General features: G+C 55.4%; 16 protein-coding genes. 11 read left to right on the top strand and 5 right to left on the bottom strand.

Annotated features, from left to right (window positions below; all coding sequences use genetic code 11):
• The first annotated feature begins 43 nt into the window (after positions 1–43).
• The 8 genes from Pla52nx_RS15795 to Pla52nx_RS15830 all read left to right on the top strand — a co-directional run bounded on the left by Pla52nx_RS15795 (position 44) and on the right by Pla52nx_RS15830 (position 11,527).
• Positions 44–1,564, top strand: a complete 1,521-nt coding sequence (locus tag Pla52nx_RS15795; protein ID WP_146522780.1) for a redoxin family protein — start codon at positions 44–46, stop codon at positions 1,562–1,564.
• A 196-nt stretch (positions 1,565–1,760) separates the two neighbouring features.
• On the top strand, positions 1,761–5,240 hold the full coding sequence (locus Pla52nx_RS15800; protein ID WP_315855014.1) for a family 43 glycosylhydrolase: 3,480 nt from the start codon (positions 1,761–1,763) through the stop codon (positions 5,238–5,240).
• 253 nt (positions 5,241–5,493) lie between these two features.
• The gene (locus tag Pla52nx_RS15805; protein WP_146522781.1) at positions 5,494–5,808 is read left to right on the top strand and encodes a hypothetical protein; all 315 of its coding nucleotides are present in this window, start codon (positions 5,494–5,496) and stop codon (positions 5,806–5,808) included.
• Positions 5,801–7,207 (top strand): MFS transporter, encoded by a 1,407-nt coding sequence (locus tag Pla52nx_RS15810; protein WP_146522782.1) that lies wholly within the window; start codon positions 5,801–5,803, stop codon positions 7,205–7,207. Before Pla52nx_RS15805 ends, Pla52nx_RS15810 begins: the two co-directional genes overlap by 8 nt.
• A complete protein-coding gene (locus Pla52nx_RS15815) occupies positions 7,191–7,952 on the top strand; it encodes a hypothetical protein (RefSeq protein ID WP_146522783.1) in 762 nt (253 codons plus the stop codon). Before Pla52nx_RS15810 ends, Pla52nx_RS15815 begins: the two co-directional genes overlap by 17 nt.
• Positions 7,953–7,982: 30 nt before the next feature.
• A complete protein-coding gene (locus Pla52nx_RS15820; RefSeq protein ID WP_146522784.1) occupies positions 7,983–9,458 on the top strand; it encodes a RimK family protein in 1,476 nt (491 codons plus the stop codon).
• Positions 9,459–9,503: 45 nt separating this feature from the next.
• Positions 9,504–10,745: a glutamate-cysteine ligase family protein gene (locus tag Pla52nx_RS15825; RefSeq protein ID WP_146522785.1), complete on the top strand. Its 1,242-nt coding sequence runs from the start codon at positions 9,504–9,506 to the stop codon at positions 10,743–10,745.
• Between the two features lie 2 nt (positions 10,746–10,747).
• Complete coding sequence (locus Pla52nx_RS15830) at positions 10,748–11,527, top strand: N-formylglutamate amidohydrolase (protein ID WP_146522786.1); 780 nt, start codon at positions 10,748–10,750, stop codon at positions 11,525–11,527.
• Between the two features lie 7 nt (positions 11,528–11,534).
• Here Pla52nx_RS15830 and Pla52nx_RS15835 read toward each other — a convergent pair whose 3' ends face one another.
• Together Pla52nx_RS15835 and Pla52nx_RS15840 are read right to left on the bottom strand one after the other, a co-directional pair.
• On the bottom strand, positions 11,535–12,347 hold the full coding sequence (locus tag Pla52nx_RS15835; RefSeq protein ID WP_146522787.1) for a PP2C family protein-serine/threonine phosphatase: 813 nt from the start codon (positions 12,345–12,347) through the stop codon (positions 11,535–11,537).
• Positions 12,348–12,359: 12 nt separating this feature from the next.
• Entirely contained in the window at positions 12,360–13,199 is an 840-nt protein-coding gene (locus Pla52nx_RS15840) for a serine/threonine-protein kinase (RefSeq protein WP_146522788.1), read from the bottom strand.
• Between the two features lie 270 nt (positions 13,200–13,469).
• On the opposite strand from Pla52nx_RS15840, the gene Pla52nx_RS15845 reads away from it, so the two are divergent.
• The 3 genes from Pla52nx_RS15845 (at position 13,470) to Pla52nx_RS15855 (ending at position 19,180) form a co-directional block, all read left to right on the top strand.
• Entirely contained in the window at positions 13,470–14,528 is a 1,059-nt protein-coding gene (locus Pla52nx_RS15845) for a peptidase M42 (RefSeq protein ID WP_146522789.1), read from the top strand.
• A gap of 91 nt (positions 14,529–14,619) precedes the next feature.
• Positions 14,620–16,188, top strand: a complete 1,569-nt coding sequence (locus tag Pla52nx_RS15850) for a bifunctional GNAT family N-acetyltransferase/carbon-nitrogen hydrolase family protein (RefSeq protein WP_146522790.1) — start codon at positions 14,620–14,622, stop codon at positions 16,186–16,188.
• Between the two features lie 2,110 nt (positions 16,189–18,298).
• The gene (locus tag Pla52nx_RS15855; protein ID WP_197454979.1) at positions 18,299–19,180 is read left to right on the top strand and encodes an HDOD domain-containing protein; all 882 of its coding nucleotides are present in this window, start codon (positions 18,299–18,301) and stop codon (positions 19,178–19,180) included.
• A gap of 244 nt (positions 19,181–19,424) precedes the next feature.
• On the opposite strand, the gene Pla52nx_RS15860 is transcribed toward Pla52nx_RS15855, so the two are convergent.
• The 3 genes from Pla52nx_RS15860 to Pla52nx_RS15870 form a co-directional block, all read right to left on the bottom strand.
• Complete coding sequence (locus tag Pla52nx_RS15860; RefSeq protein WP_231742480.1) at positions 19,425–20,792, bottom strand: HTTM domain-containing protein; 1,368 nt, start codon at positions 20,790–20,792, stop codon at positions 19,425–19,427.
• Positions 20,789–21,589, bottom strand: a complete 801-nt coding sequence (locus tag Pla52nx_RS15865; protein ID WP_342190418.1) for a hypothetical protein — start codon at positions 21,587–21,589, stop codon at positions 20,789–20,791. The genes Pla52nx_RS15860 and Pla52nx_RS15865 overlap by 4 nt, the downstream gene beginning before the upstream one ends.
• A gap of 338 nt (positions 21,590–21,927) precedes the next feature.
• Positions 21,928–23,199: a TIGR03000 domain-containing protein gene (locus tag Pla52nx_RS15870; protein ID WP_231742485.1), complete on the bottom strand. Its 1,272-nt coding sequence runs from the start codon at positions 23,197–23,199 to the stop codon at positions 21,928–21,930.
• Between the last annotated feature and the right edge of the window lie 251 nt (positions 23,200–23,450).

The raw sequence follows: 23,450 nt of genomic DNA on the forward strand, positions 1-23,450 counted from the left end.
TCATTGCTGCACCGCCACCATCATTTCTCTTTGGAGCATTCCCATGTGTTGTCGAACATTCTGGCAGGTCCTGATTCTCGTCGCGGTGTTTATCCCGCTCACTCAAACAGCAGTCGCGTTGCAGGCCCAGGACGCGGACAAGACAGACACGACAAAGTCTAACGCGGCCGCAACAGAAGCAGCCAAATCGGACGATACAGCCGATGATAAACCGAATGAGCCCGATGCGCCAGAGCCTCCGACGGTTCCCGAACAAGTACAAGCGGCACTGAAAACGGGTGATGCAGCAGAAGCGGCAAAGCTGATCGACGAAGCGTTAAAGGAAAGTCCTGATGACAGGCAACTCGCACAACTTTACCAGTCGGTTGCCTACGGTTATCTGAGAAAACGAGACTACGCTGGCGCATCGGAGCAGCTTATCAAACTCTTTGATTTCTTGTTGCCACGGACTGATTCTCCATCCTCGGCAATCTATCTCGCCACGGTCGTTCAGCAACTGGGAATCTTTGCTGCGCAAGGCGACGAAGCCGAGGCACTGGAGACGGCAACAGAAAAAGCAATCTCGCGTTGCCGAGAGTTGGCTTCTGAGTATCCCGTCGAAATCCAAGTACCACTTTCCAGATTGATCCAATTGCGTGCGGCAGCGATCGCCGGAGAGGACAAGGAATCCGCGCAGCAAATGATCACGCAGCAACTCGAAACACTGCGAGCGATCAACAACACGGACGACGCCAGCGAAGCAACGATTTCCGCAGCGCTCAGCTTGTTGACCTTTGCCGCACTCCAGTTCGACGACGAGAATGCCAACTCCGAAGCGGACGAACTGTTTGCTCGAGCGCTCGAGACCTATCCGGATTCAGAGTCGTTGCTCGGCCTCTACGCCAGAAATGAATTGACTGCCGTCAGCGCGTTGTCGCGTGAAAAACCAGATGTCGCCAGCGAACGGCTCGAAGCGGCGGTGGAGAAACTGACACCCTTGGCGGAGAAATCCCGCATCGTAAAAAGCTCGCTGCAACAGCTCCAATCGATGAAGAGTCGCATCGAAGCGGCAAAGAAGCAGTTGGAAATGGTCGGTAAACCCGTTCCTGACTTGGACATCGACGGGTGGGCCAACAGCGACATCGATAGTACCGACTCGCTCAAGGGCAAAGTCGTCCTCTATGACTTCTGGGCCGTCTGGTGCGGACCATGTCTGGCTACATTTCCGCACCTCAAAGAATGGCGGGAAGAGTTCGGCGACAAAGGCTTTGAGGTCGTAGGGGTCACTCGCTACTACGGGTATCGTTGGAATGAGGAAAGCAACAATGCGGAACGTTCCAAAGAAGAAGTCCCAGCCGAGGAAGAACGCGATGCGATTGCAAAATTTCTGCAATCAAAAGACATGAAGCACCCCACGATCTTCACTCCCAAAGACAGTCAAATGCAAAAAGAGTTTGCCGTCACGGGGATCCCCCACGCAGTGCTGGTCGATCGCGATGGAAACGTGCAAATGATTAAAGTCGGCAGTGGACCAAGCAATGCCGAAGCGCTACATGCAAAAATCGTCGAGTTGTTGGGCGAGTGAGCTGCGGTGACTTGAGAATGATCCTCAAGCGATTGAGGATCATTGCGGCTGAGCGTTTTTCGACGCAGCGTTCTCGTGGATTTCGCGGTCCACGCGGTAAATCTGTTTCGTAGTTGTTATGCTGAATGGATCGAGCCAGCCGGGCGGCGTCTGCCAGGCTGCTCGATTGATTCCCCTCAACACGATACAGAATCTGATGGCTCGATCGATGACCATGATCCCAACAAACGGTAGCCAGCTCCTACGCATCGGTCGGCTCGCGTTGACCGCCTACGTAGCAGTCGCATTTCTTTTCCTGTCCTCTCATGCCAATGTTGTTGCTGCTCAAGAGATAGTTGACACTTGGCAGTACACCTTGCGGCGTCCCGAAGGAAACTGGCGGCAGGTGGATTTCAAAACCGACGGTTGGAAAGAAGCCTCGGGCGGTTTTGGTACACGCGAAACGCCGAATTCTCGCGTGGGCACGGTGTGGGCCACGAACAATATTTGGCTGCGTAAGTCGTTTCAAGTGGACGCGTTGCCTGCGAAGCCAGCGTTGTTGATTCATCACGACGAGAGTGCCGAAGTTTTTCTCAATGGTGTGCCCATTGCCACGCTGAAGGGATACAGCACCGACTACCAAGTGATCGAGATCCCAAACGACAAACGAGATGCACTTCGCCTGGGCAACAATGTCCTCGCCGTCCATTGCAACCAAACCGGTGGCGGTCAGTTCATCGACGTTCACGTCATCGACGCCGATAACGTGCCTGAGTTGCCTGAGCCGAAACGTAGCACGACGCCGTTTCAATCCGAATTGATCACCCAATGGGGAGCCGATGTAACGGCGGAGAACGCTTGGACGGAGTATCCCAGACCACAACTCAAACGGGATTGGTGGACCAATCTTAACGGCAACTGGGACTACGCCATCACTCCCGTCGAACAAACGCAGATGCCCGCGCAATGGCAAGGCAAGATTTTGGTTCCGTACTGCTTGGAGTCCAAGTTGGGTGGAGTTCAGCGATTGCTCGATTCCACGGAAGCCCTTTGGTACCACCGAACGTTCACGGCCGACGTCAAGGACGGCAACGCGGTTGCGTTGAATTTCGAAGCCGTCGATTATCGATGCGAGGTCTGGGTCAATGGCAAGTCGGTCGGGACTCATCAGGGCGGCAACACGCCGTTTTCCTTCGATGTGACCGCAGCGTTGCGGTCCGGCGAGAATGAGCTGGTCGTTCGGGTGGAGGATGAAACCGAAGCGTACCAGCTACGAGGAAAGCAAACGCTCAACGCACGCGGCATTTGGTACACGCAAGTGTCTGGAATCTGGCAAACGGTTTGGTTGGAGGAAGTTCCCAAGACTCACATCAGCGACCTCAAGTTCACCACGCGTCCGGAGACCGGGGAGATCGTGGTGCAGGCAGAGGTCGAGGGTGATACCGGGGGCCATGGGCTGGACGTGATCGTTCGAGACGGGGCAAAGGTTGTTTCTCGTGCGACGGGTAGCGTCGCCGACGGTGCCACCGCCGTGATCGCACCGGAAAGCCGCAAACTTTGGTCGCCCGATTCGCCTCATTTGTATGACATCGAGATCCAGCTGCGAGACGGCGGAAACCAAGTGGTTGACAGCGTTGTCTCCTACGCAGGCTTGCGAAGCGTCGGCAAGACACGCGATGCCGATGGACACTGGCGTTTCACTCTCAACGGAGAACCGATTTTTCATTGGGGGCCGTTGGATCAAGGCTGGTGGCCTGACGGCTTGCTGACTCCGCCGTCAGATGAAGCCATGTTGTTCGACATCGAGTGGCTCAAGAAAGCCGGTTTCAACATGATCCGCAAGCACATCAAGGTCGAGCCTCGTCGCTACTACTATCACTGTGACCGGCTGGGGATGCTGGTTTGGCAGGATCAAGTGAGCGGGGGGCCGAATCCCAAATGGACCCGATTGGATCCAGAGCCGAAGGATGCGGATGCTCAGTGGCCGGCGGCTCAACACGAACAGTTCATGTTCGAATTCGAAGAGATGATCGATAGTCTTGAGAACCATCCATCGATCGTTGTGTGGACGCCGTACAACGAGGCGTGGGGGCAGCACAAGACGATCGAGGTCGGGCAGTGGACGGTCAAACGTGATCCGTCGCGTTTGGTCAACATTGCCAGCGGTGGGAATTTCTGGCCGGTCGGCGACATCGTGGACGCTCATTCCTATCCGAACCCTGATTTCCCGTTTCACCAAGGACCCGACGGACGCTTTGATGATTACATCAAAGTGATGGGCGAGTTCGGCGGCCACGGCTACCCCGTCGCAGGGCACCTGTGGGATGCCGATCGACGCAACTGGGGGTACGGTGGGTTGCCCGAGAATGAAGCTGAGTACAAGCAACGCTACCTGACCTCACTGGACCTGCTCAACGAGTTGAGGGGCAAAGGAATCGCCGCGGGTGTTTACACGCAGACGACGGATGTCGAAGGTGAGATCAACGGCTTGATGACCTATGATCGCAAAGTCATCAAGATTCCCGCGGAGGATTTGGCCAAGTTGCACGAGCGGCTTTTTTCCAAGGCCAAGCCGAAACGGGCGGACGAGTTTCCCGCGTCAGCGTTCATCCAGGAAAAAAACGATCGAAAACCAGGGCCGGTGATGGATGCGGATACGATTCGAGCAGGTCTGGTCAGCCATGATCGCGCTTTGTTCATCAAGTCCGGTTGGATCCGAGATCCCTACATCACCCTCGGCCCGGATGGATTCTACTATTTGACTGGAACCCAGCCCAACGAAGGTGACCCGCTTGAACAACAGGATCCCTACAACATCGGCCTGGGAGACGAGAGCATCGTGGGCGGGCAAGTTCGTGTTGACAAGAGCAAGGATCTGGTCAACTGGGAGTCACTTGGGTCGGTTTTTGAACTCAAGGACACCTATCACGTCCGGAACGCGAACAAGAAGCCCAAGAAGAAACTGATCTGGGCACCGGAGGTGCACTGGATGGGAGATCGATGGGCGTTGGTTCATTGCCCCAAGAATCTTGCCAGTTTGGCATTGAGCAAAGGCAAGGATTTGAGCGGCCCCTGGAGCCATCCGATGGCGGATCGACTGGGTGATCGACATGACCCGTCTTTGTTCACCGATGATGACGGAACCGTCTATCTGTTGTGGCAGAACACGATGATTGCTCCGCTAAACAAAGACTTGACGGATTATACGGCGGAGCCGGTGCGGATTGATCCCGCCGGCACTCGTCCCGGGCCGGACGGCGAACCCATCAGCCGCATCGGGCACGAGGGGGCGACCATGATCAAAGTGGGCGGAAAGTACGTCCACCTCGGAACGGCTTGGTCGACCGATCAAGGACGCAAGGGCTCGTACAACCTGTATTACTGCGTCGCGGACGCGATTACCGGGCCGTACGGTCCGCGGCGGTTCGCCGGTCGGTTTCTCGGACACGGCACGCCTTTCCAGGATAAGGACGGTAAATGGTGGTGCACCGCTTTCTTCAACGCCAATGTCCCTCCTGTATCGTCAGAGGGGATCGAGAAAGTCGATCTGGGTGCAAACGCTCAAACCATCAACGAACAGGGCGTGACGATCGTCCCCCTGGATGTCAAAGTCCAGGCGGACGGTGATATCTATATCCGTGCCAAGGATCCAGCCTATGCGACGCCGGGACCGGATGAGGCTCAGTCGTTCGAATAGACGAACGAGATTTTCGCGAATCCCACCCCGCGAATCCGACCCGCAGGACGCGGAGTTAAAAAAAGCGGTCTAGGCAAGGTGGCGGGGCGAACCCTAGAATCCGCGCCGATTGAAACTTCGGGGATGTCTCACAAAGCATTGTTGATCGGTTGAGAGCAATCCCCGGGAGAGCGATTAGTATTGTGTCCGATACACCCTCCCGAGCATCGGGTTTGGGGCACGAATTCTACAGGCCGCGTGACGCGGATTTGTCATGAGTTTTGTTCAACGAGAGCTGCCGATCAAGATCACCTTCAGTTCGGCGGTCAAGCGACCGAAAAAGCTGCAGCAGCACATCAAACGCGTTTGGATCGCTGGCCCAGAGGACTTCATGCCCGAAGAGCTGGAGTTAGACGCGGATGACGTGGCCAGCGGCGGCGTGATGCTGGTCGAAGATTTATTACTGCCGGAAGACTGCGAAGTCGTCGATCGACGTGGTAACGATCCGGTGGTCACTGTCCCCAAAGCCAGCAAAGACAAACACCACGGTCGAGGAAGACGAGACGGTCACGACGACTACGATGACTGAAATCGCGCCAGCGGAGACCGGGGGGCAGTGGAGCGGTGATCGATCCAAGGCAAACCGAAGCGACGTGCGCCACAACCTGCTCTACAGCATGGGGGATGCATCAAGTTTTGGGGCGATGGTCGGAATGGGGGAAACCTATTTCCCTGCGTTCGCGCTCGCGGTCGGAATGAGTGAAGCATCGGCTGGATTGGTTGCCAGCCTGCCGATCATTTCCGGTGGCCTGATGCAGTTGCTGTCATTGCACCTGATGAAGTATTTTCGCAGTGAGCAGAGCTGGGTGGTGCTGTGCGCCGGCATACAAGCTGCCGCGTTCATTCCGTTGATACTGGTGGCGGCCTCTGGCGGAGTGACCATGCCGATCTTGCTCGCGATCGCGTCTCTTTATTGGGCGTCCGGTTTGGCAAGTGGCCCGGCGTGGAACACTTGGATGGACTCGATCGTGCCCACCGCGGTTCGTCCGAAGTACTTTTCCCGACGAAGCCGCTTGCAGCAAGCGTCCACATTCACAGCCTTGATTGGCAGTGGGCTGTTATTGCATTTTGCCCAGACGGGCGATTGGGTGTTGCAGGGTTTTGCGATACTGTTTGTCTTGGCTGGGATCTTTCGAATCATTTCAACCGTTTGTCTCGCGCGGCACCGCACCGATCCCCGACTCGCGAGGCGCGCGACGGGTCGTGGGCAAACCAACCACTCGGGTTCTGTCACTCGCACCGGACGGCGATTGCTCGTCTACCTGATTGTCGTGCAAGCCTGTGTTCAGATCAGTGGTCCCTTTTTTGCGCCGTACATGCTCAAGTCTTTGGAACTCAGCTATTTTCAGTACGTGTTCCTGATGTCGGTGGGATTCATGTCTCGCATCATTGCGATGTCGCGATGGACGGCGATCGCGAGTGGCTATGGTGCGTCCACGTTGTTGTGGATCGGCGCGATCGGGTTGATCCCCCTGTCGTCCTTGTGGATCTTGTCGAGCAACATGATCTGGTTGGCGATGGTTCAAGCTTGCAGTGGTGTCGCCTGGGCGGCGTACGAACTTGGGTTCTTTTTGTTGTTTTTCGAGACACTTCCGGCGGGCAAACGCACTAAGATGCTGACCTATTACAATTTTGGAAATACGGTCGCGATGTTTGCCGGCGCGTCGTTGGGTGCGTTCCTGTTGGGATGGCTCGGCTCGAATCAACAGGCTTACTATTGGTTGTTTGGGGTATCGAGTTTGGGGCGACTATTTGCAATTGGATTGCTTTTCCGGACGAAACTCAGGCCGGCGCCTGTCCATCAGTTTGCGATACGTGTGCTGGGTATTCGCCCGACCTCCGCTATCTTTGACGTACCGATCCTATCGTCGTTTCGAAACACCAAGAGGCCTGCCGTAAAGGAGGCCAGTGATGAAGCACGCGCTTGAGTTCGAGATCGAATCTCAGCCTAACGATTCGAGTTGTGGCCCCACCTGTTTGGCGGCCGTGTACCGCTATTGGGATGAATCGACGTCGATCACCGTATCGAGCTTGATTGATGAAATCGGCCAACTCACTCATGGGGGAACGTTGGCGGTTCAGTTGGGCTGTCACGGACTCAAGAGCGGCTTTGACGCGGTGATCACCACGTACAACCTGCAGGTTTTTGATCCCACTTGGTTTGGCACGGATGACGGCATCGGGGACAACACACATCTTTCAGAGAAATTACGTTGTCAATTGCAGATCAAACGCTCGCGACCAGACGTCGATCAGTTGAGATTGCAAACGGCAACAGATTTCTACTTGCAGTTTTTGTCGTTGGGCGGTCGAATTCAGATGTGTCCACTCAATGAGTCGTTGATCGTCGCATCCTTGACGCAGGATGTTCCGATCCTGTGCGGGCTCAGTGCGACCTACCTGTATCGCGAGTCTCGCGAACGATGGCAACCGATGGACGTCGCCGGTCGTACCAGCATCCCTGACGACGTCGGAGGTGACCCGACGGGCCACTTTGTGGTCTTGCACGGATACGACCCAAAAACGAAAAAGGTATTGATTGCTGACCCCTTGCCGCATGCCGGTACTAAATCGAACAAGTACGAAGCATCGCTCAGTCGCGTTGTTTCTGCCATCATGTTGGGCATCGTTACGTTCGATGCCAATCTACTTACGCTGGTTCCACGCCTTTAGCAAAACGGATAGCGCGAATAGCGCCTCTGCATGAACATTGTCATTGTTGCCGAACCCGGCGACGACTGGTTGGGACGATTTGACGGAGTCCAGACGATCACGCCGAGCGAGTTCATGTCCACAGCGGACTGGACGCTCAAGCGTGGAACGCGGATTTACAATCTTTGTCGATCGTATTCTTATCAATCGATGGGATACTACGTGTCGCTCTTGGCGGAAGCACGTGGACAACGACCGATTCCCGATGTGATGACCATCCAGGACTTGCGTGGCACGTCCGCAATTCGGCTCATTCCTCCGGCATTGGAGGAGTTGATCCAAAAGTCGCTGCGTTCCATCACAAAAGACGAGTTTGTGCTCAGTGTTTATTTCGGACAGAACGTTGCCGAAAAGTATGACCGGCTGTGCAAAGAATTATACGGAATCTTTCAGGCACCATTGCTGCGTTTCAAGTTCACGCGACGCAGCAAGTGGCGGCTCCGCTCCGCTTCTGCAATCGCACTCAACGGTGTTCCCGAGACGCACCGCGAGTTCGTTGCCAATGCCGCCAGCAATCACTTTGCTCGTCGAAGCTTGGCCCGCGTGAAACGGCAAGCCATGCGGTACGACATGGCGATTTTGCACAATCCCGACGAAGGCGAGCTTGCTCCGTCAAACGACGTGGCGATCAAAAAGATGATCAAGGCGGCGGCGAACGCGGGGATCGCGGCGGAGTTGATCACGCGGCATCAGGCGGGACGATTGCTCGAATTTGATGCCCTGTTCATTCGAGAGACCACCGCCGTTGCACACCACACCTACCGACTCGCACGACGTGCCGAAGCCGCAGGGATGGTCGTCATTGATGACCCGCTCTCGATCCTTCGTTGCACCAACAAGGTTTACCTCGCAGAGTTGCTCCAGCGAGCCAAGGTTCCGATCCCCAAGACCATCGTCGTGCACCGCTGGAATGCCGACAAAGTCGCCGACGAACTCAGCTTTCCCTGCGTTCTGAAACGCCCCGACAGCGCTTTTTCCAAAGGTGTCGTCAAAGCCAACGATGCCGCCGAGCTGAAGCTTCGGCTGGATGAGTTCTTTGACGATTCGGAGCTGATCATCGCGCAAGAATACATGCTCACGGACTTTGACTGGCGGATCGGAATCCTGGACGGCGAAGCACTCTTTGCGTGCAAGTATCACATGGCGAAAGGGCATTGGCAGATCGCAAAGCACTCCGACGCCGGTGTCAAACCGCAATTCGGCCGATGCGACACGTTGCCCGTGGAGCTTGCGCCAGCCAAAGCGGTTTCCGCCGCTGTTAAAGCCGCCGGCTTGATCGGCAACGGCTTTTACGGGGTCGACGTCAAAGAAGTGGATGGCAAGTTCTTTATCATCGAAGTCAACGACAACCCGAACCTTGATTCGGGCGTCGAAGATGATGTGCTGAAAGACAAGTTGTACCGAATCATCATGGAATCGTTTGTCAGACGGATCGAGGCAAGTAAGCAAGTGGTGAATCACCGATGAAATCGATTGAGCGGAATCTTGTTTCCCATCTGTTGGGAGTGACCAATGTCGCGTAATCCACTTGGGTTGTTTGACGCATTCGGCGTTGAACTGGAATACATGATCGTGGATCGGCAGACATTGGACGTTCGTTCGGTGGCCGATGAGGTGCTGTGTGCTATGGCGGGAACACCGACGAGCGATGTCGAGCGAGGACCGATCACATGGTCCAACGAACTGGCGGCGCACGTGATCGAACTCAAGACCACGATGCCAGAACCTGATCTTGCGACTTTGCCACAGTTGTTCCGCACTGCAATCAACGATTTGGATCACGTGCTGGAGCCGATGCACTTGATGCTGCTGCCCACCGCAGCGCATCCGTGGATGAACCCTGAGAAAGAAACCGAACTGTGGCCGCATGAAGGCACAGAGATCTATCGTGTTTACGATCGAATCTTTAACTGTCGCTCACACGGATGGGGGAATGTTCAAAGCGTGCATCTGAACCTGCCGTTTGATGGAGCAGAGCAGTTTGCCAGATTGCACGCCGCCATACGACTGATTCTGCCGCTGCTGCCGGCTCTCGCCGCAAGTTCGCCGGTGGTCGATGGCGCATTTGGCGGCTTCATGGACTGCCGAATGAAGTCTTATGCTGACCATTGCAGCGTCGTCCCCGTGATGACCGGTGACGTGATTCCCGAGGCGATCTACGACGAAGCCAGCTATCGAAGTGAGATCTTTGGACCCATCGCAGCGGCCATTGAGCCTCATGACTCGGATCGATTGATGCAAACCGATTTTCTCAATGCCCGGGGAGCGATCGCACGGTTTGATCGAGGAAGTATCGAGATACGCGTGATGGATGTTCAGGAATATCCCGCTGCCGACGTCGCCATCTCAGCGGCCGTCGTTGCTGTGTTGCGTCGGCTCGTTGACGAAACATGGACAAGTCATTCCTCACAGCGTGAGATGCCTGCTGGTGAACTTCGGCGAATACTCGATGCGACGACAATGGACGCTGAAAGAGCGGAAATCGATTCTGCTGTGCTGTTGAATCATTTCGGTTTCGACGAGTCGAGCATGGCGGCATCTGAATTCTGGCAGCGTTTACTGAGTGAAACCGATGGCGTCGCCGCTGAGTTGAGTGATCACTCTAGACCATTGCAAGTGATCCTTTCACAGGGATCGCTTGCCAGTCGCATCATGCGAGCGTTGGGGCCGAGTTTTGATTCGCACGATTTGCATCGGGTTTACGGCAGGGTCGGTGAATGTTTGCGGCAATGGGGCTCGTTTGAGCCTGCCTAACGATGACGCATTCTCTGCAGACAAAGGAATTTGGCACGGACGCTTTGTCAACGCGACCGATTCGGTTTGTCTTGACTTGCGAGCACGGTGGAAATGAGATCCCGACCGCGTATCAAGGCCTTTTTGACAGCGGCGAAGCGCGTCAGCACTTGGCCAGTCATCGAGGGTATGACCCAGGTGCGTTGGAAGTTGCAGTTGCGGTCTCTAAGCGTTTGAATGTTCCTCTGCTTTTTAGCACCGTTTCGCGTCTGCTGGTGGATCTGAACCGGTCACAGGAGACGCCGAATCTGTTTTCAAAGTTCGTCAACGCGGCAACGGTGCAGACAAGGCAGGCGATCTTGGACGAGCACTATCATCCCTATCGAAACGGCGTCAGGGAATCGATTCAAAGGAGTGTGGACGATGGGTATCGCGTGCTGCACATTTCAGTCCATACATTCACGCCACGATTTCGCGGCACACAGCGTCGGCTCGACATCGGGATTTTGTTTGATCCAGCGCGGGCGTTCGAAGCTAAGATTTGCGCACGTGTGCTGAGTGAGCTGAGCAGTGTATCGAGCGGCAAATCGAGCAATGGTTTTCGGGTTCGATTCAACGAGCCTTATTTGGGAACCGACGACGGTTTCACAACGGTGTTGCGTCAAGAGTATGGCGATGCGTGTTACGCGGGCATCGAATTGGAGCTGAACAATCGCATTGCAAAGCTGAGTGAACGGACGCGAGTCAGATGGTGCGATCGGATCGCATCATCCTTTCTGGCGAGTGTTGCCGACGCTGGGTAAGTGATTTTCAGCGGCGATTGTAGACCAGAAAGGTCAGGTCATCTGGTTTTCCCGGCTGACCTTCGACGACTTGGCTCATGCGTGACGTAGCGAGTTTGGCGAGTTTGGCGACGCGGTCGACTGGTTTTCCGGATCTGCCCAAAGCGATGATTTCGTCAAAGTGCAGATTATCGAACAGTCCATCGGTGCCAACAATCACGGTGTCGCGTTGAGACATTCGGTGAACCGGTCCGATTTCGATGTGCATTTCACGGGAACCGACCAGATTCGAAACGATGTGCCGTTCCTCGTGTCTCATCGCGTCGCTTTCGCTCAGCAGTCCGGACTCGACCGCGTAACCCACGGGGGAGTGTGGCGTTGATTTCCATTTGATCGCACCTCGTTGGCCGAAGATGACCGTTTGGGAATCACCGACTTGATAGCCACGGACGCCGTGTTCTTGAATTTCAACCACGGCAATGGTGGTTGCCGCTCCGACGCCGAGATCGAGGATTTCGCGATTGGCAGATTCGATGCCGTCGAGGATGGCGGGGCGCAGGTCCGTCAGCTTGCTATCCAAAACGCTTTCGGAGACCGACTGAACGGCGATCGACGACGCTTTGTGTCCCATCGGTCCGCCGCCCACGCCATCGGCGACGATCAGAACGATGGCACCATTTTCGGTCTCAACCACGCCCGCGCTGTCGTCATTGGGTTCGATACGTCCTGGGCACCGACGGCACAAGGCAACCACGTTGCCGCCGGCAAGCGACAGGACTTCTGGCGACTGCATGTCGCTTTCGATGAAGTGCTTGATCACGGTTGATTTGATGGAAGGCATGAGTGAGACCTTTTATCCGCGATTTCGTTTCGCGTACCGAATGGCTTTTAGCCGGACTTTCTCGAACTCACTGAGCATTTGGGCGGCGTCCTTGAATCGCCCGCGGGCGTTGATAACGAGGGATTTCCGGATCACGGCGATCAAGTCCGGGTGTGCCGTTCGACGCAAGCGACTGTAGCCGCCCATCGGCCAATCAAACGGATACTCGGGCCAACAGCCGGAGAACAATCGATACGCGATCAGTCCCAACGAAAACACATCCGAGCGTGCCGATGGTTTTCCCATCGCTTGCTCTGGAGCCATGTATCCGATTGTGCCGGTTCCCGACCCCGTGATGGTTGTGCTGGCAGCCTTGGCGATGCCGAAATCCGCTAGGCGGACGGCACCATCCTTGAACAGTAGCACGTTCTCAGGTTTGATGTCGCAGTGAATGATGCCCTGCTGGTGGGCGTGGGCCACCCCACTGAGCAATTGTTCGAAGATGTCGATTGCTCGGTCAAACCCAAGTCGCTTTTTCAGCCGTTCGTCCAGGGTCGTCTCCCCCAGGGGAGCCACGATGACAAAGTGTCCATCAATGAACGTTGCGTCCCGAATGGGCAGAATATTCGGATGTTCCAGCTTGACCGTCATTCTCGCTTCTCGCCGAAACTCGTCCAACAGGTCTTGGGAAACCAAGTGTTCCATCGGAATCTTTAAGGCAACTTTGATCCCCAGCACCGTGTCGGTAGCGGCGTACACCGACGCAAAGCCGCCGCTGCCGATCCGCCGATCCAATCGGTACTTTCCCAATTTGGAGCCACACCTCAGCTTGGCGTTGGACTCTCTTGGTTGGTTTGTGGTGTTGGAAGGCATCAATCAACGTGTTGTTGGAGTGAGTGCATTTGCCGTCGGAGCTGACGTGAAAACAATGAGCGTTGAGTACGAAGAATACGCCAATGTTGATCAGCATTGCAAAGTCTGGCAATCTGACCAGGATACAAATCGTAATTCAGTAAGAGCAAACGCCGCACCAAGCGGGCGGTGTACGAATCATGCTGATTGTCTCGGATACGCCACTGGACCGAAACACCACTGAGTCTCATACTTCGCGTTAACCCTTAAACGAAAGACGAACAAAAACGCATGGAAAAAGGCCTTCTCACCAGCGAGGCGATCCACTTGCTACGTTCGTTGATTCGAGAACCATCCGTCGTCGGTGCCGAGGACGCGTTCTTTCGCGTTCTGAGACGTGAGTTGGAGGAGTATCCGATCTCGGTCAAGCGTTATCACGGATTGCTGGTTGCTCAGGGAAACAAGCCGGACAGCATCTATTTGTCGGCACATCTGGACCGCAACGGCTTGCTGTGCACTGGCCCCAATGAGTTTCAGTATGCCGCCTTCATTGCCGGAAACCGGGGAGAGCTCGACGGCGACAGCATTTCCGAACAGTTCATGGAGCAGATTGCCAATCGATTTCATGGGCAACGTGTCCAGGCGCACTCACCCTACACAGGGACCTATTTGGGACAGGGAAAAATCAACCAGTCCTATGTCTGTCCTCGTCGCCGCAACTTGATCTTTGAACTGGACGGACTGGGCTTCTTGCAGCCCGGCACACCTGTCTCTTTCCTGGACCGCTTGAAACTGGAGGACGGGAATCTTTCGGCACAGCTCGACAACGTGGTTTGCGTCGCCTTGATCATCCACTTGTTCCGTTTGGGATTCCAGGGGACGGCTTTGTTCGCAGCGGGCGAGGAAGCCGGCAGGAGCTGGCGATACTTGGCCGAGTGGTTTCAGAGGTTTGACATTTCAACCAATCAGGTCCTAGTATTGGACACCAGTCCCTTTCCCGTCGAAGCCGCTGGGGCTCAACAGGTGGTCTTGCGATGGCGCGACGCGCAGGGTGAGTTCTGTAAAGACACGACGAAGTTTGTCCGCGACGGAGCCGATCGACTTGGCATCTCGTATTGCTTCAAAGACGAGTACATCCGCGCGCTCAATGCCACGCGTGAGAAGCCGCTTTCCCTTGGACGAACAGAACTGGGCCGATTGATCAATGCCACTGGCGGCCAAGTTTCCGGAACGACTTTGCAACTGCCGACGTCTTCGTATCACACGGCGGCGGAGACCGCATCGGTGGACAGCTTTGATTCCATGCTGCGGCTGCTCTGTCATTTGAGCAATGTGCCGGTTGGCTCGTAGCGGCGAATCGACGGAGGCCGCATTACCAATATGTTGGGCTCAATGATTTCACTTTCCCTTCACTCACTATCAAGAAGTAGATCAGAATCGTATGGATGGTCAAAGCACGATCGACTTGAGCGACTTTGAATCAAAGCTCGTCGTCCGCAAGATGACACTGGATGATTTCGATGCAGTCGTTCAGTTGCAAAAGAACTGCTTTGAAGGCATGCAGCCGTGGGGACGGGCTCAGATCGAAAGCCAGTTGGAGATCTTCCCCGAAGGCCAGTTGGTGATCGAAATTGATGGTGAGATCGCCGCATCATCATCCAGTTTGTTGCTGAACTACGATGATGATTTGGAATGGCACAACTGGCAAAAGACCGCCGACAATGGGTACATCCGGAATCATGCTCCCAAGGGCGATACGCTCTACGGGATCGAGATGATGGTCAGCCCCGAGTACCGCGGTATGCGATTGTCTCGCCGGTTATATGACGCTCGCAAAGAACTTTGTCGGACCAAGAACGTGACGCGGATGATCGTGGGCGGTCGGATTCCAGGGTACCACCGGCATGCAGACGAGATGTCCGCTCGCGAGTATGTGGAACGTGTGATCAACAAGTCACTTTATGATCCCGTCTTGACTGCGCAGCTCGCCAACGGTTTTTCGCTCCAAGGTCTGATCCCCGACTATCTGCCGTCGGACACTCAGAGTGGTGGCTATGCGACTTTCTTGGAATGGACGAATCTCGATGTTCGACTGAAAGGAAAACGCAGATTTCGTCGAAGCGTTCAGCCGGTTCGAATCGGCGCTGTCCAGTACCAGATGCGAACCGTTACAAACTTTGATGAGTTTGCCAAGCAAGCGAGGTACTTTGTCGACGTCGCAGGCGACTACAAATGCGATTTTCTGTTGTTCCCCGAGTTGTTCACCACACAATTACTCTCCTGCATGCCCAGCCAACGACCGGGTAGCGCAGCGAGGTCGCTCGCGGAGTTCACGCCACAGTATCTGGAACTGTTTTCCGATATGGCGATTTCATTTGACTGCAACATCATCGGTGGTTCGCAGTTCGTGGTCGAAGACGACGTGTTGTACAACGTGTCGTTTTTGTTTCGACGTGACGGCAGCATCGAAAAGCAATACAAGATTCATATCACGCCGAGCGAGCGGAAATGGTGGGGAGTATCAGGCGGTGACAAGATCGAAGTCTTTGACACCGATTGCGGTCCGATCTCCATTCAGATTTGCTATGACAGCGAGTTCCCTGAGATGACGCGGATCGCGACCGCCAAAGGTGCCCGTATTGTCTTTGTCCCCTTCAATACCGATACCCGACACGGCTATCAGAGAGTGCGAACCTGCGCTCAAGCTCGTTGTGTTGAAAACCACGTTTTTGTTGCGATCGCTGGTTGCACTGGCAATCTGCCTTTCGTGGAGAACGCCGACATTCACTACGCTCAGACCGCAATCTTCACGCCTCTGGATGTGATGTTTGCCAGAGATGGCATCGCTGCAGAGGCAAACCCGAACGTGGAGACCGTGATCATCCACGATGTCGACCTGGAACTGTTGCGTCGGCATCGCGAGCAAGGCACGGTGCAAAATTGGAACGACCGCCGCACCGATCTCTACCAAGTTCGCTACCAGCAAGACGGCGTCCAAGAAGACGTGTAATGGGATTCGCCAGAATTCCCCTCGCTCGCGAAATCAGCGATTCCCTTGAGATATGCTGAGCCATTGCAAGAGCAGAAGTGTCCCAGGCTAATTCGATGGACTGCTCAAAGTTTGGGGTTGACATTGTTTTTTTCAGTCCATGTTTTCGTTCCATGCATCGCAATCAAAGTGAGCCTCAGGCGCTAGCCGTGGGCCTGAGGCGGATTGTGGTGCCGGCCCACGGCTAGCGCCTGAGGCTCACTGGGGTCACCAGCTGCGCCGGCAGTAGGGACATAAACTTGCGCAAACCCAAAAAGACACAACACCGAACTTTGAGCTGCCCAGGCTAATCCGATGGACTGCTCAAAGTTTGGGGTTGAAATTGTTTTTTCAATCCATGTTTTCGTTCCATGCATCGCAATCAAAGTGAGCCTCAGGCGCTAGCCGTGGGCCCGAGGCGGATTGTGGTGCCGGCCCACGGCTAGCGCCTGAGGCTCACTGGGGCCACCAGCTGCGCCGGCAGTAGGGACATAAACTTGCGCAAACCCAAAAAGACACAACACCGAACTTTGAGCTGCCCAGGCTAATCCGATGGACTGCTCAAAGTTTGGGGTTGACATTGTTTTTTCAATCCATGTTTTCGTTCCATGCATCGCAATCAAAGTGAGCCTCAGGCGCTAGCCGTGGGCCCGAGGCGGATTGTGGTGCCGGCCCACGGCTAGCGCCTGAGGCTCACTGGGGCCACCAGCTGCGCCGGCAGTAGGGACATAAACTTGCGCAAACCCAAAAAGACACAACACCGAACTTTGAGCTGTCCAGGCTAATCCGATGGACTGCTCAAAGTTTGGGGTTGACATTGTTTTTTTCAGTCCATGTTTTCGTTCCATGCATCGCAATCAAAGTGAGCCTCAGGCGCTAGCCGTGGGCCTGAGGCGGATTGTGGTGGCGGCCCACGGCTAGCGCCTGAGGCTCACTGGGGCCACCAGCTGCGCCGGCAGTAGGGGCATAAACTTGCGCAAACCCAAAAAGACACAACACTGAACTTTGAGCTGCCCAGGCTAATCCGATGGACTGCTCAAAGTTTGGGGTTGAAATTGTTTTTTCAATCCATGTTTTCGTTCCATGCATCGCAATCAAAGTGAGCCTCAGGCGCTAGCCGTGGGCCCGAGGCGGATTGTGGTGGCGGCCCACGGCTAGCGCCTGAGGCTCACTGGGGCCACCAGCTGCGCCGGCAGTAGGGGCATAAACTTGCGCAAACCCAAAAAGACACAACACTGAACTTTGAGCTGCCCAGGCTAATCCGATGGACTGCTCAAAGTTTGGGGTTGAAATTGTTTTTTCAATCCATGTTTTCGTTCCATGCATCGCAATCAAAGTGAGCCTCAGGCGCTAGCCGTGGGCCCGAGGCGGATTGTGGTGCCGGCCCACGGCTAGCGCCTGAGGCTCACTGGGGCCACCAGCTGCGCCGGCAGTAGGGACATAAACTTGCGCAAACCCAAAAAGACACAACACCGAACTTTGAGCTGTCCAGGCTAATCCGATGGACTGCTCAAAGTTTGGGGTTGAAATTGTTTTTTCAATCCATGTTTTCGTTCCATGCATCGCAATCAAAGTGAGCCTCAGGCGCTAGCCGTGGGCCCGAGGCGGATTGTGGTGCCGGCCCACGGCTAGCGCCTGAGGCTCACTGGGGCCACCAGCTGCGCCGGCAGTAGGGACATAAACTTGCGCAAACCCAAAAAGACACAACACCGAACTTTGAGCTGCCCAGGCTAATCCGATGGACTGCTCAAAGTTTGGGGTTGAAATTGTTTTTTCAATCCATGTTTTCGTTCCATGCATCGCAATCAAAGTGAGCCTCAGGCGCTAGCCGTGGGCCTGAGGCGGATTGTGGTGCCGGCCCACGGCTAGCGCCTGAGGCTCACTGGGGCCACCAGCTGCGCCGGCAGTAGGGACATAAACTTGCGCAAACCCAAAAAGACACAACACCGAACTTTGAGTTGCCCAGGCTAATCCGATGGCGTCTTTCCCTCATCTGGGGGTTTTCGCCCAGTTGAAATCCGCATGGGGCAGAATCATCAGGAAGGTTTCTCCGACGCACCGGCTACGGCTCACGTATAACCTCGAGATTCCGATGATAGTTCAATCCAGCACTGTTCCCCGAATTCTGCAACGCGCGATCGCAAATCGTGCCACCGAACTCACCATGCTGCCCGCTATTGCGATGGAAGCACTGAAGCTTGCACGCGATCCGGATTGTACCGTGGAGCAGTTCGCCAACTTAGTCGCCAAGGACATGGCACTTGCATCAGAAATACTGTTGTTGGCGAACAGTCCCATCTATCGGACACGCGGTTCCAAGGTTTCCAGTCTGCGACTGGCGGTGGTGCGTTTGGGGTTGAGGCAGTGTAGAAACCTCGTGCTGTCCTGCAGCGCATCGAGCTTGATGAAACGGATGCCTGTCCAACACGAGTGGGTTCGCAAAGTGTTGTGGCAGCATAGCTATCGAACGGCGATGACCTGCACCTACTTGAACACCAAACTGAGATTGGGATTTGAGGGCGAGGAGATCACGGCTGGGTTGCTGCATGACTTGGGCCGGATGCTGTTGGCAATCGCGGCCCCAGAAGATGCCGCCGACGCCGACGACTTGTCATTCTGCGATGAAGACCAGCAGTTGAGTCAAGAACGAATGATACTGGGAGCAGACCACTGTTCCTTTGGCGCGTGGTTCGCCAAGAAACAGGGGTTGCCTGACGACTTGGTTGCCGCGATCGAACACCATCACCAACCGCATGACGACCATCCGTTTGGAAAACTGATCTCGTTGGTGGCCACTGCCGACCACATGGCCAACCATTTTCAGCGATTCGAGGAAGCCGGAGATTACGACATCACCAGCAATCCAGGTGCGCACGCGTTGGCGGATCTCGGGTATCCCAAACTGCTTTGTGACGATGCGTCCATCTGCGAAAACGTCTTCTCGATCGTTCTCGGCGGCGACGAAGAAGCCTAGTGCATCGTGCGGTCGCGATTTTGGTGTTAGCCGTTTTGGCGATAGCCACGGTTGTGTCACCAAAACCGTGGCTAACGCCAAAACGGCTCATCTACCGAACCCACGTTCTAAGACTGGACGATGCACTAGCCCGGGTTATGAAAAACAATCTGCATTTCCCAACGATGTCACAACTCAATGTCAAGAATCTGTTTGCGCTAAAATCAATCATCCGCATGAATAATCCGCGCCTAGTGCATGCGGATCAATTGATGTGGATGTCGCTTTGACCAGCATCCGCATCGAGATCCTTCTTGAGTTCTTTGTCGAGCTCGCGGGTCAGCTCACTCTCGCTTGCTTTGCGATCTCGACGCTTCTCAACGATGCTCTTGATTCGTTCCTCGCGCTTTCGCAATCGTCTGACGCGGCTCTTGTACTCTTCTTCACGTTCCTTTAGCCGTGCCGACCGACGCTTCAGCTTCGCGGATGCCTCCGTGTAGCGTGCCTTTCGTCGCTTGAGCTTTGCGTAGGCTCGACGAAGCTCCCCAACGGTAGGTGTCTTTCGGGTCGTCTCGGTATCTGTCGCTGGATCTGATGACGAACCGGCAACCGACTCATCGTTCCATTGAGCGAACTGTTCGCTTTCCTCGGGAAGCAGGCCACGAGCGCGACCGGCAATCCATTCTGGCGGGACGAAGATGCAATTGGCGGCGATCATCATCACGCCAAATGTCGCCATCCCGAGGAATAAGGCAATGCCACCGTGGACCGCAATTGCCATCGCCAGGACGAACGGTCGGGTGGCGCGAGGCCAGACGAGGGCGATGTAAAAGATCTCCCAGAACAACGTGATGTTGGTGAGAAACGAAACGATCGATGGGTACTTGGCTAGCCAAGTCATGTCCATGGATTGGTATTCAAAGTTGGCCACGGCATACCAGACTGCGGTTCCGTCCCACCACAAGTCACCTCGTGCTTTGGCTAATCCGCCAAACAAATAGATGATGCAAAGGTGGATTTGCATCAAGCGGGTTCCCACCGTCGCAGAGATGCTTGGTTTCCACTGAGGAAAAATCCACTGACGCAGCCTGCTCGATCCGTCGTGAGTTCTGAAACGCTCTCTCAGCCATGCATCGACGGAAAACCGGCTGCCACAGGGTGTCAGCATCATGTACATGACGCTGTAGGTCACGATTTGATCGAGACCGAACAGAGCGCCCGTCAACCGATGGATGTACATCAATTGCAAGAACCAAGCGGCTGGCGCGGTGATTCGGGTCAAACATCCGATCATGAACAGAAACGTCACGATGATTGTCACACCATGATGAACCCACAGCACGCCGGGCGATGAGATCCGCCACAAGTACGAACGTCCCCAGTCATTGAGTCCGAATGCACCGTCGTGTAACTGCCGGGCAGTCTCATTATTGATCCATGCTTCTGTACCCACGAATGAGAGCAGGTCAGTTGCCAAAACGAGGTGCGCATACAAGAGCATGGCCCCCGTCACGATCCGCAAGACGCACAGGGTGTCGGGCAAAGTCGGTGTGAACCAAAATCGTTCCCAAATCGTCGCCCACAGTCGGGCGAAGCTCTTGGGCCATTCTATCAGTGCAGACGCGTTGATCACTGAGCGTCTCCATTGGTCGAATCAGTCGCGTTGGTCGACTCGATCACCCCTTCAGGCTGCGTTGCCACAGCAGGCTCGGTTGCCGCAGCAGGCTCGCCCTCCGCGGATGTGTCTGTCGTGGATGTGTCTGTCGTTGGTGTGTCTGTCGTTGGTGTGTCTGTCGTTGGTGTGTCTGTCGTTGGTGCAGCGGCGCCGTTGTTTCCTGCCACCGGCGGCGCGGGGATCAATTCGGCCGGACCCACGGGCTCCAGTAGTTCGTCTGCGATCTGTTGGTCCTGCATGATGATGTACAGCCTGGGATCGCTGATCGAGATCGGAGCGTTCGCAAATTCGACGTGACCAGGAATCACATGCTCGATGCGTCGGATTGCGACTTCCTTTCCATCGTGTTTGTTTTCCAGATGTTCGACATATGACTGTCGCACATGTTCATAACGCAAACGCGACTGGGCCCACATCTCCGCACCCAAGCGATCGATTTCGTACAGTTCCGCCGGTGGTCCTGGGGGCTGATAGACTTCGTTGAGGAACTCCGACAGCATAAAGTGTCGGTGGTACAACAGCCGAGGCCACTGAGTCTTTCGATCGGGAGAGAGTGTTTCCGAAACCACGCCGGAACTGTCCGTGACTCTTGCTTGGATCAAATGGCTTGGTCCTGGGTCAGGCGCAAAGAACGCGTAGCCGCGATTCAGATACAACATTTCGCCGTAACGACGGAACGGTTGCAGCAACGTGTCGACAAACGGGGATGGCCCCAGTGCGCCGGCCGCCTGGAATGCCAACGGCGGCAAAAACATGGCCATCAGATGAAAGATCACGAAGAACGTAACGGCTCGTTTGGCCCACTTGCCGGCTGCTGAAATTTCAGTGGCGAGGTCGTTTCCTGACGCGTTTGTTGGCCTCTGGTTTTCAGCCGGATGAACCTTGGGCGTTGAGGGTTTTCGGGGACGTTTGGATGGCATTTTCGCGTCGCTAAGCAGTTTGAATCACTAGCATATTACGGTAACTGGATGCGTCGCGATGTACAGTCCGGAATCGGGCCGGCGGGCGCGTAAAAAAACCGCTTGCCTGGGTATTCCCGAGCAAGCGGTGTGCGTGATGGGACAATGGGTCCCACATAGTCGATTTGAGAACGCTAGTTCTTGGCGATCGCCGAATCGTCAAAATCAAACTTCAGCTCATTTTCACTGCCAGCAGCGACATTGATCGTCTGCTCACGGCTGATCGTCTGACCGTTGACCTCTGCCGTTACACGAACGGTGTAATCGGTCCACTCTTCACCGCTCTTGAGCTGAGTCGTGCGGAACGTTCGGACGGCACCGTGGCCGCTGGTATCGTTTCCGGCCAAGTTGACTTTCGCGTCGGCGGGAACGTGAATCTTGACGACCGTGATGACAGGTTCATCGGCAGTCGTGCTCGACGTCAGATCTTCACCGACAGGGTCGGCGTTGGCTGGTGGTTCGAAGACGATTCGCTCGGTATCACCGGGACGCAGTTTGACTTCGCGTTCATCGGTCAGATCTTTACCGTCCAGTTGGTACTCGATCTTGACCACGTACGTGTACAGGTAACCGTCTTTCAATCCACGTGACATGAATTGACGAACGATTCCGTCGCTGGTGGTTTCGTGACCATTCACGGTGACCAACGCGTTTTCGCTGGGAACCGCAACCGTCAACAGAGCAGCGTCATCGTCCAACACAGGTTTGGATGACTCATAACGATCTGCTTCTGCAACAGCGGCTTCCGTTTCGGCCGAGATTGAATCCGATACTTCATCGCTCACCGATGCGTAGGACGGATATGACGACTCGATCACCGACGATTCATAGACGTTGGACGAATCGGCCAACGAAACGGAATTGCTGATGACAGGTGCCGAGTAGCTGGCCAATGGTGCTGAGTAGCTATGGCTGAGTGAACCACCGCTGCTGCCACTGGGAGCATACACGGCAGGTGCAGCGTAACTGACTGGCGCCGAGTAGCTGATGCCACCGCCACTGCTGGCGGAGTAACTTGGCGCGGAAACGTAGCGAACTGCGTAGCCACCAGATGAACCGCCACTGCTGCCACCGGATGATCCTCCCGACGATCCATGCGATGCATGGTGGGCACGAATCTTGGCAGCCAAGCGACGCAGAGGCCCGACGTGACCGCCGGATGATCCTCCACTGGAACCGCCACTGCTGGCGTAGGATGCGACGTAACCGCCCGAGGAGCCCAGGCTGCCGCCGGATGAGCCGCTGCTCATCGCTGCACGGCGGGCGCGATGAGCGGCGAACAATCCCCCGCCACTGCTGCCACCGCTGCTGCCACCGACGATCCCGCCGCTACTGCCGTAGCCACCGCTACTGCCGTAACCGCCAGAGGATCCACCGGCCTGCGTGAAATTGGAGTGACTTGTCATCGCGACCACGATGGACGCGCAAGCCAGCAAACGGAAATACCTCATTGATGCAAAACTCCCTCCGATAAAATCCAACAAACACCGGCCAACGTGGGCGGCACAGACTTGCGTAGGATAACGGTCTGATTGCGCCGATCAAGCAGATACGGCAAATTTTGCGCAACAGGCAGCTTGGGAAACATGTGTGTTTTACTGCTTGAGGCGTTTTTCGTGCCCTTCTGGCACACTGGGAGCAAACGGGCCAGATGAGC

The organism is Stieleria varia (assembly GCF_038443385.1).
In the GTDB taxonomy this organism is placed as follows: Bacteria; Planctomycetota; Planctomycetia; order Pirellulales; family Pirellulaceae; genus Stieleria; species Stieleria varia.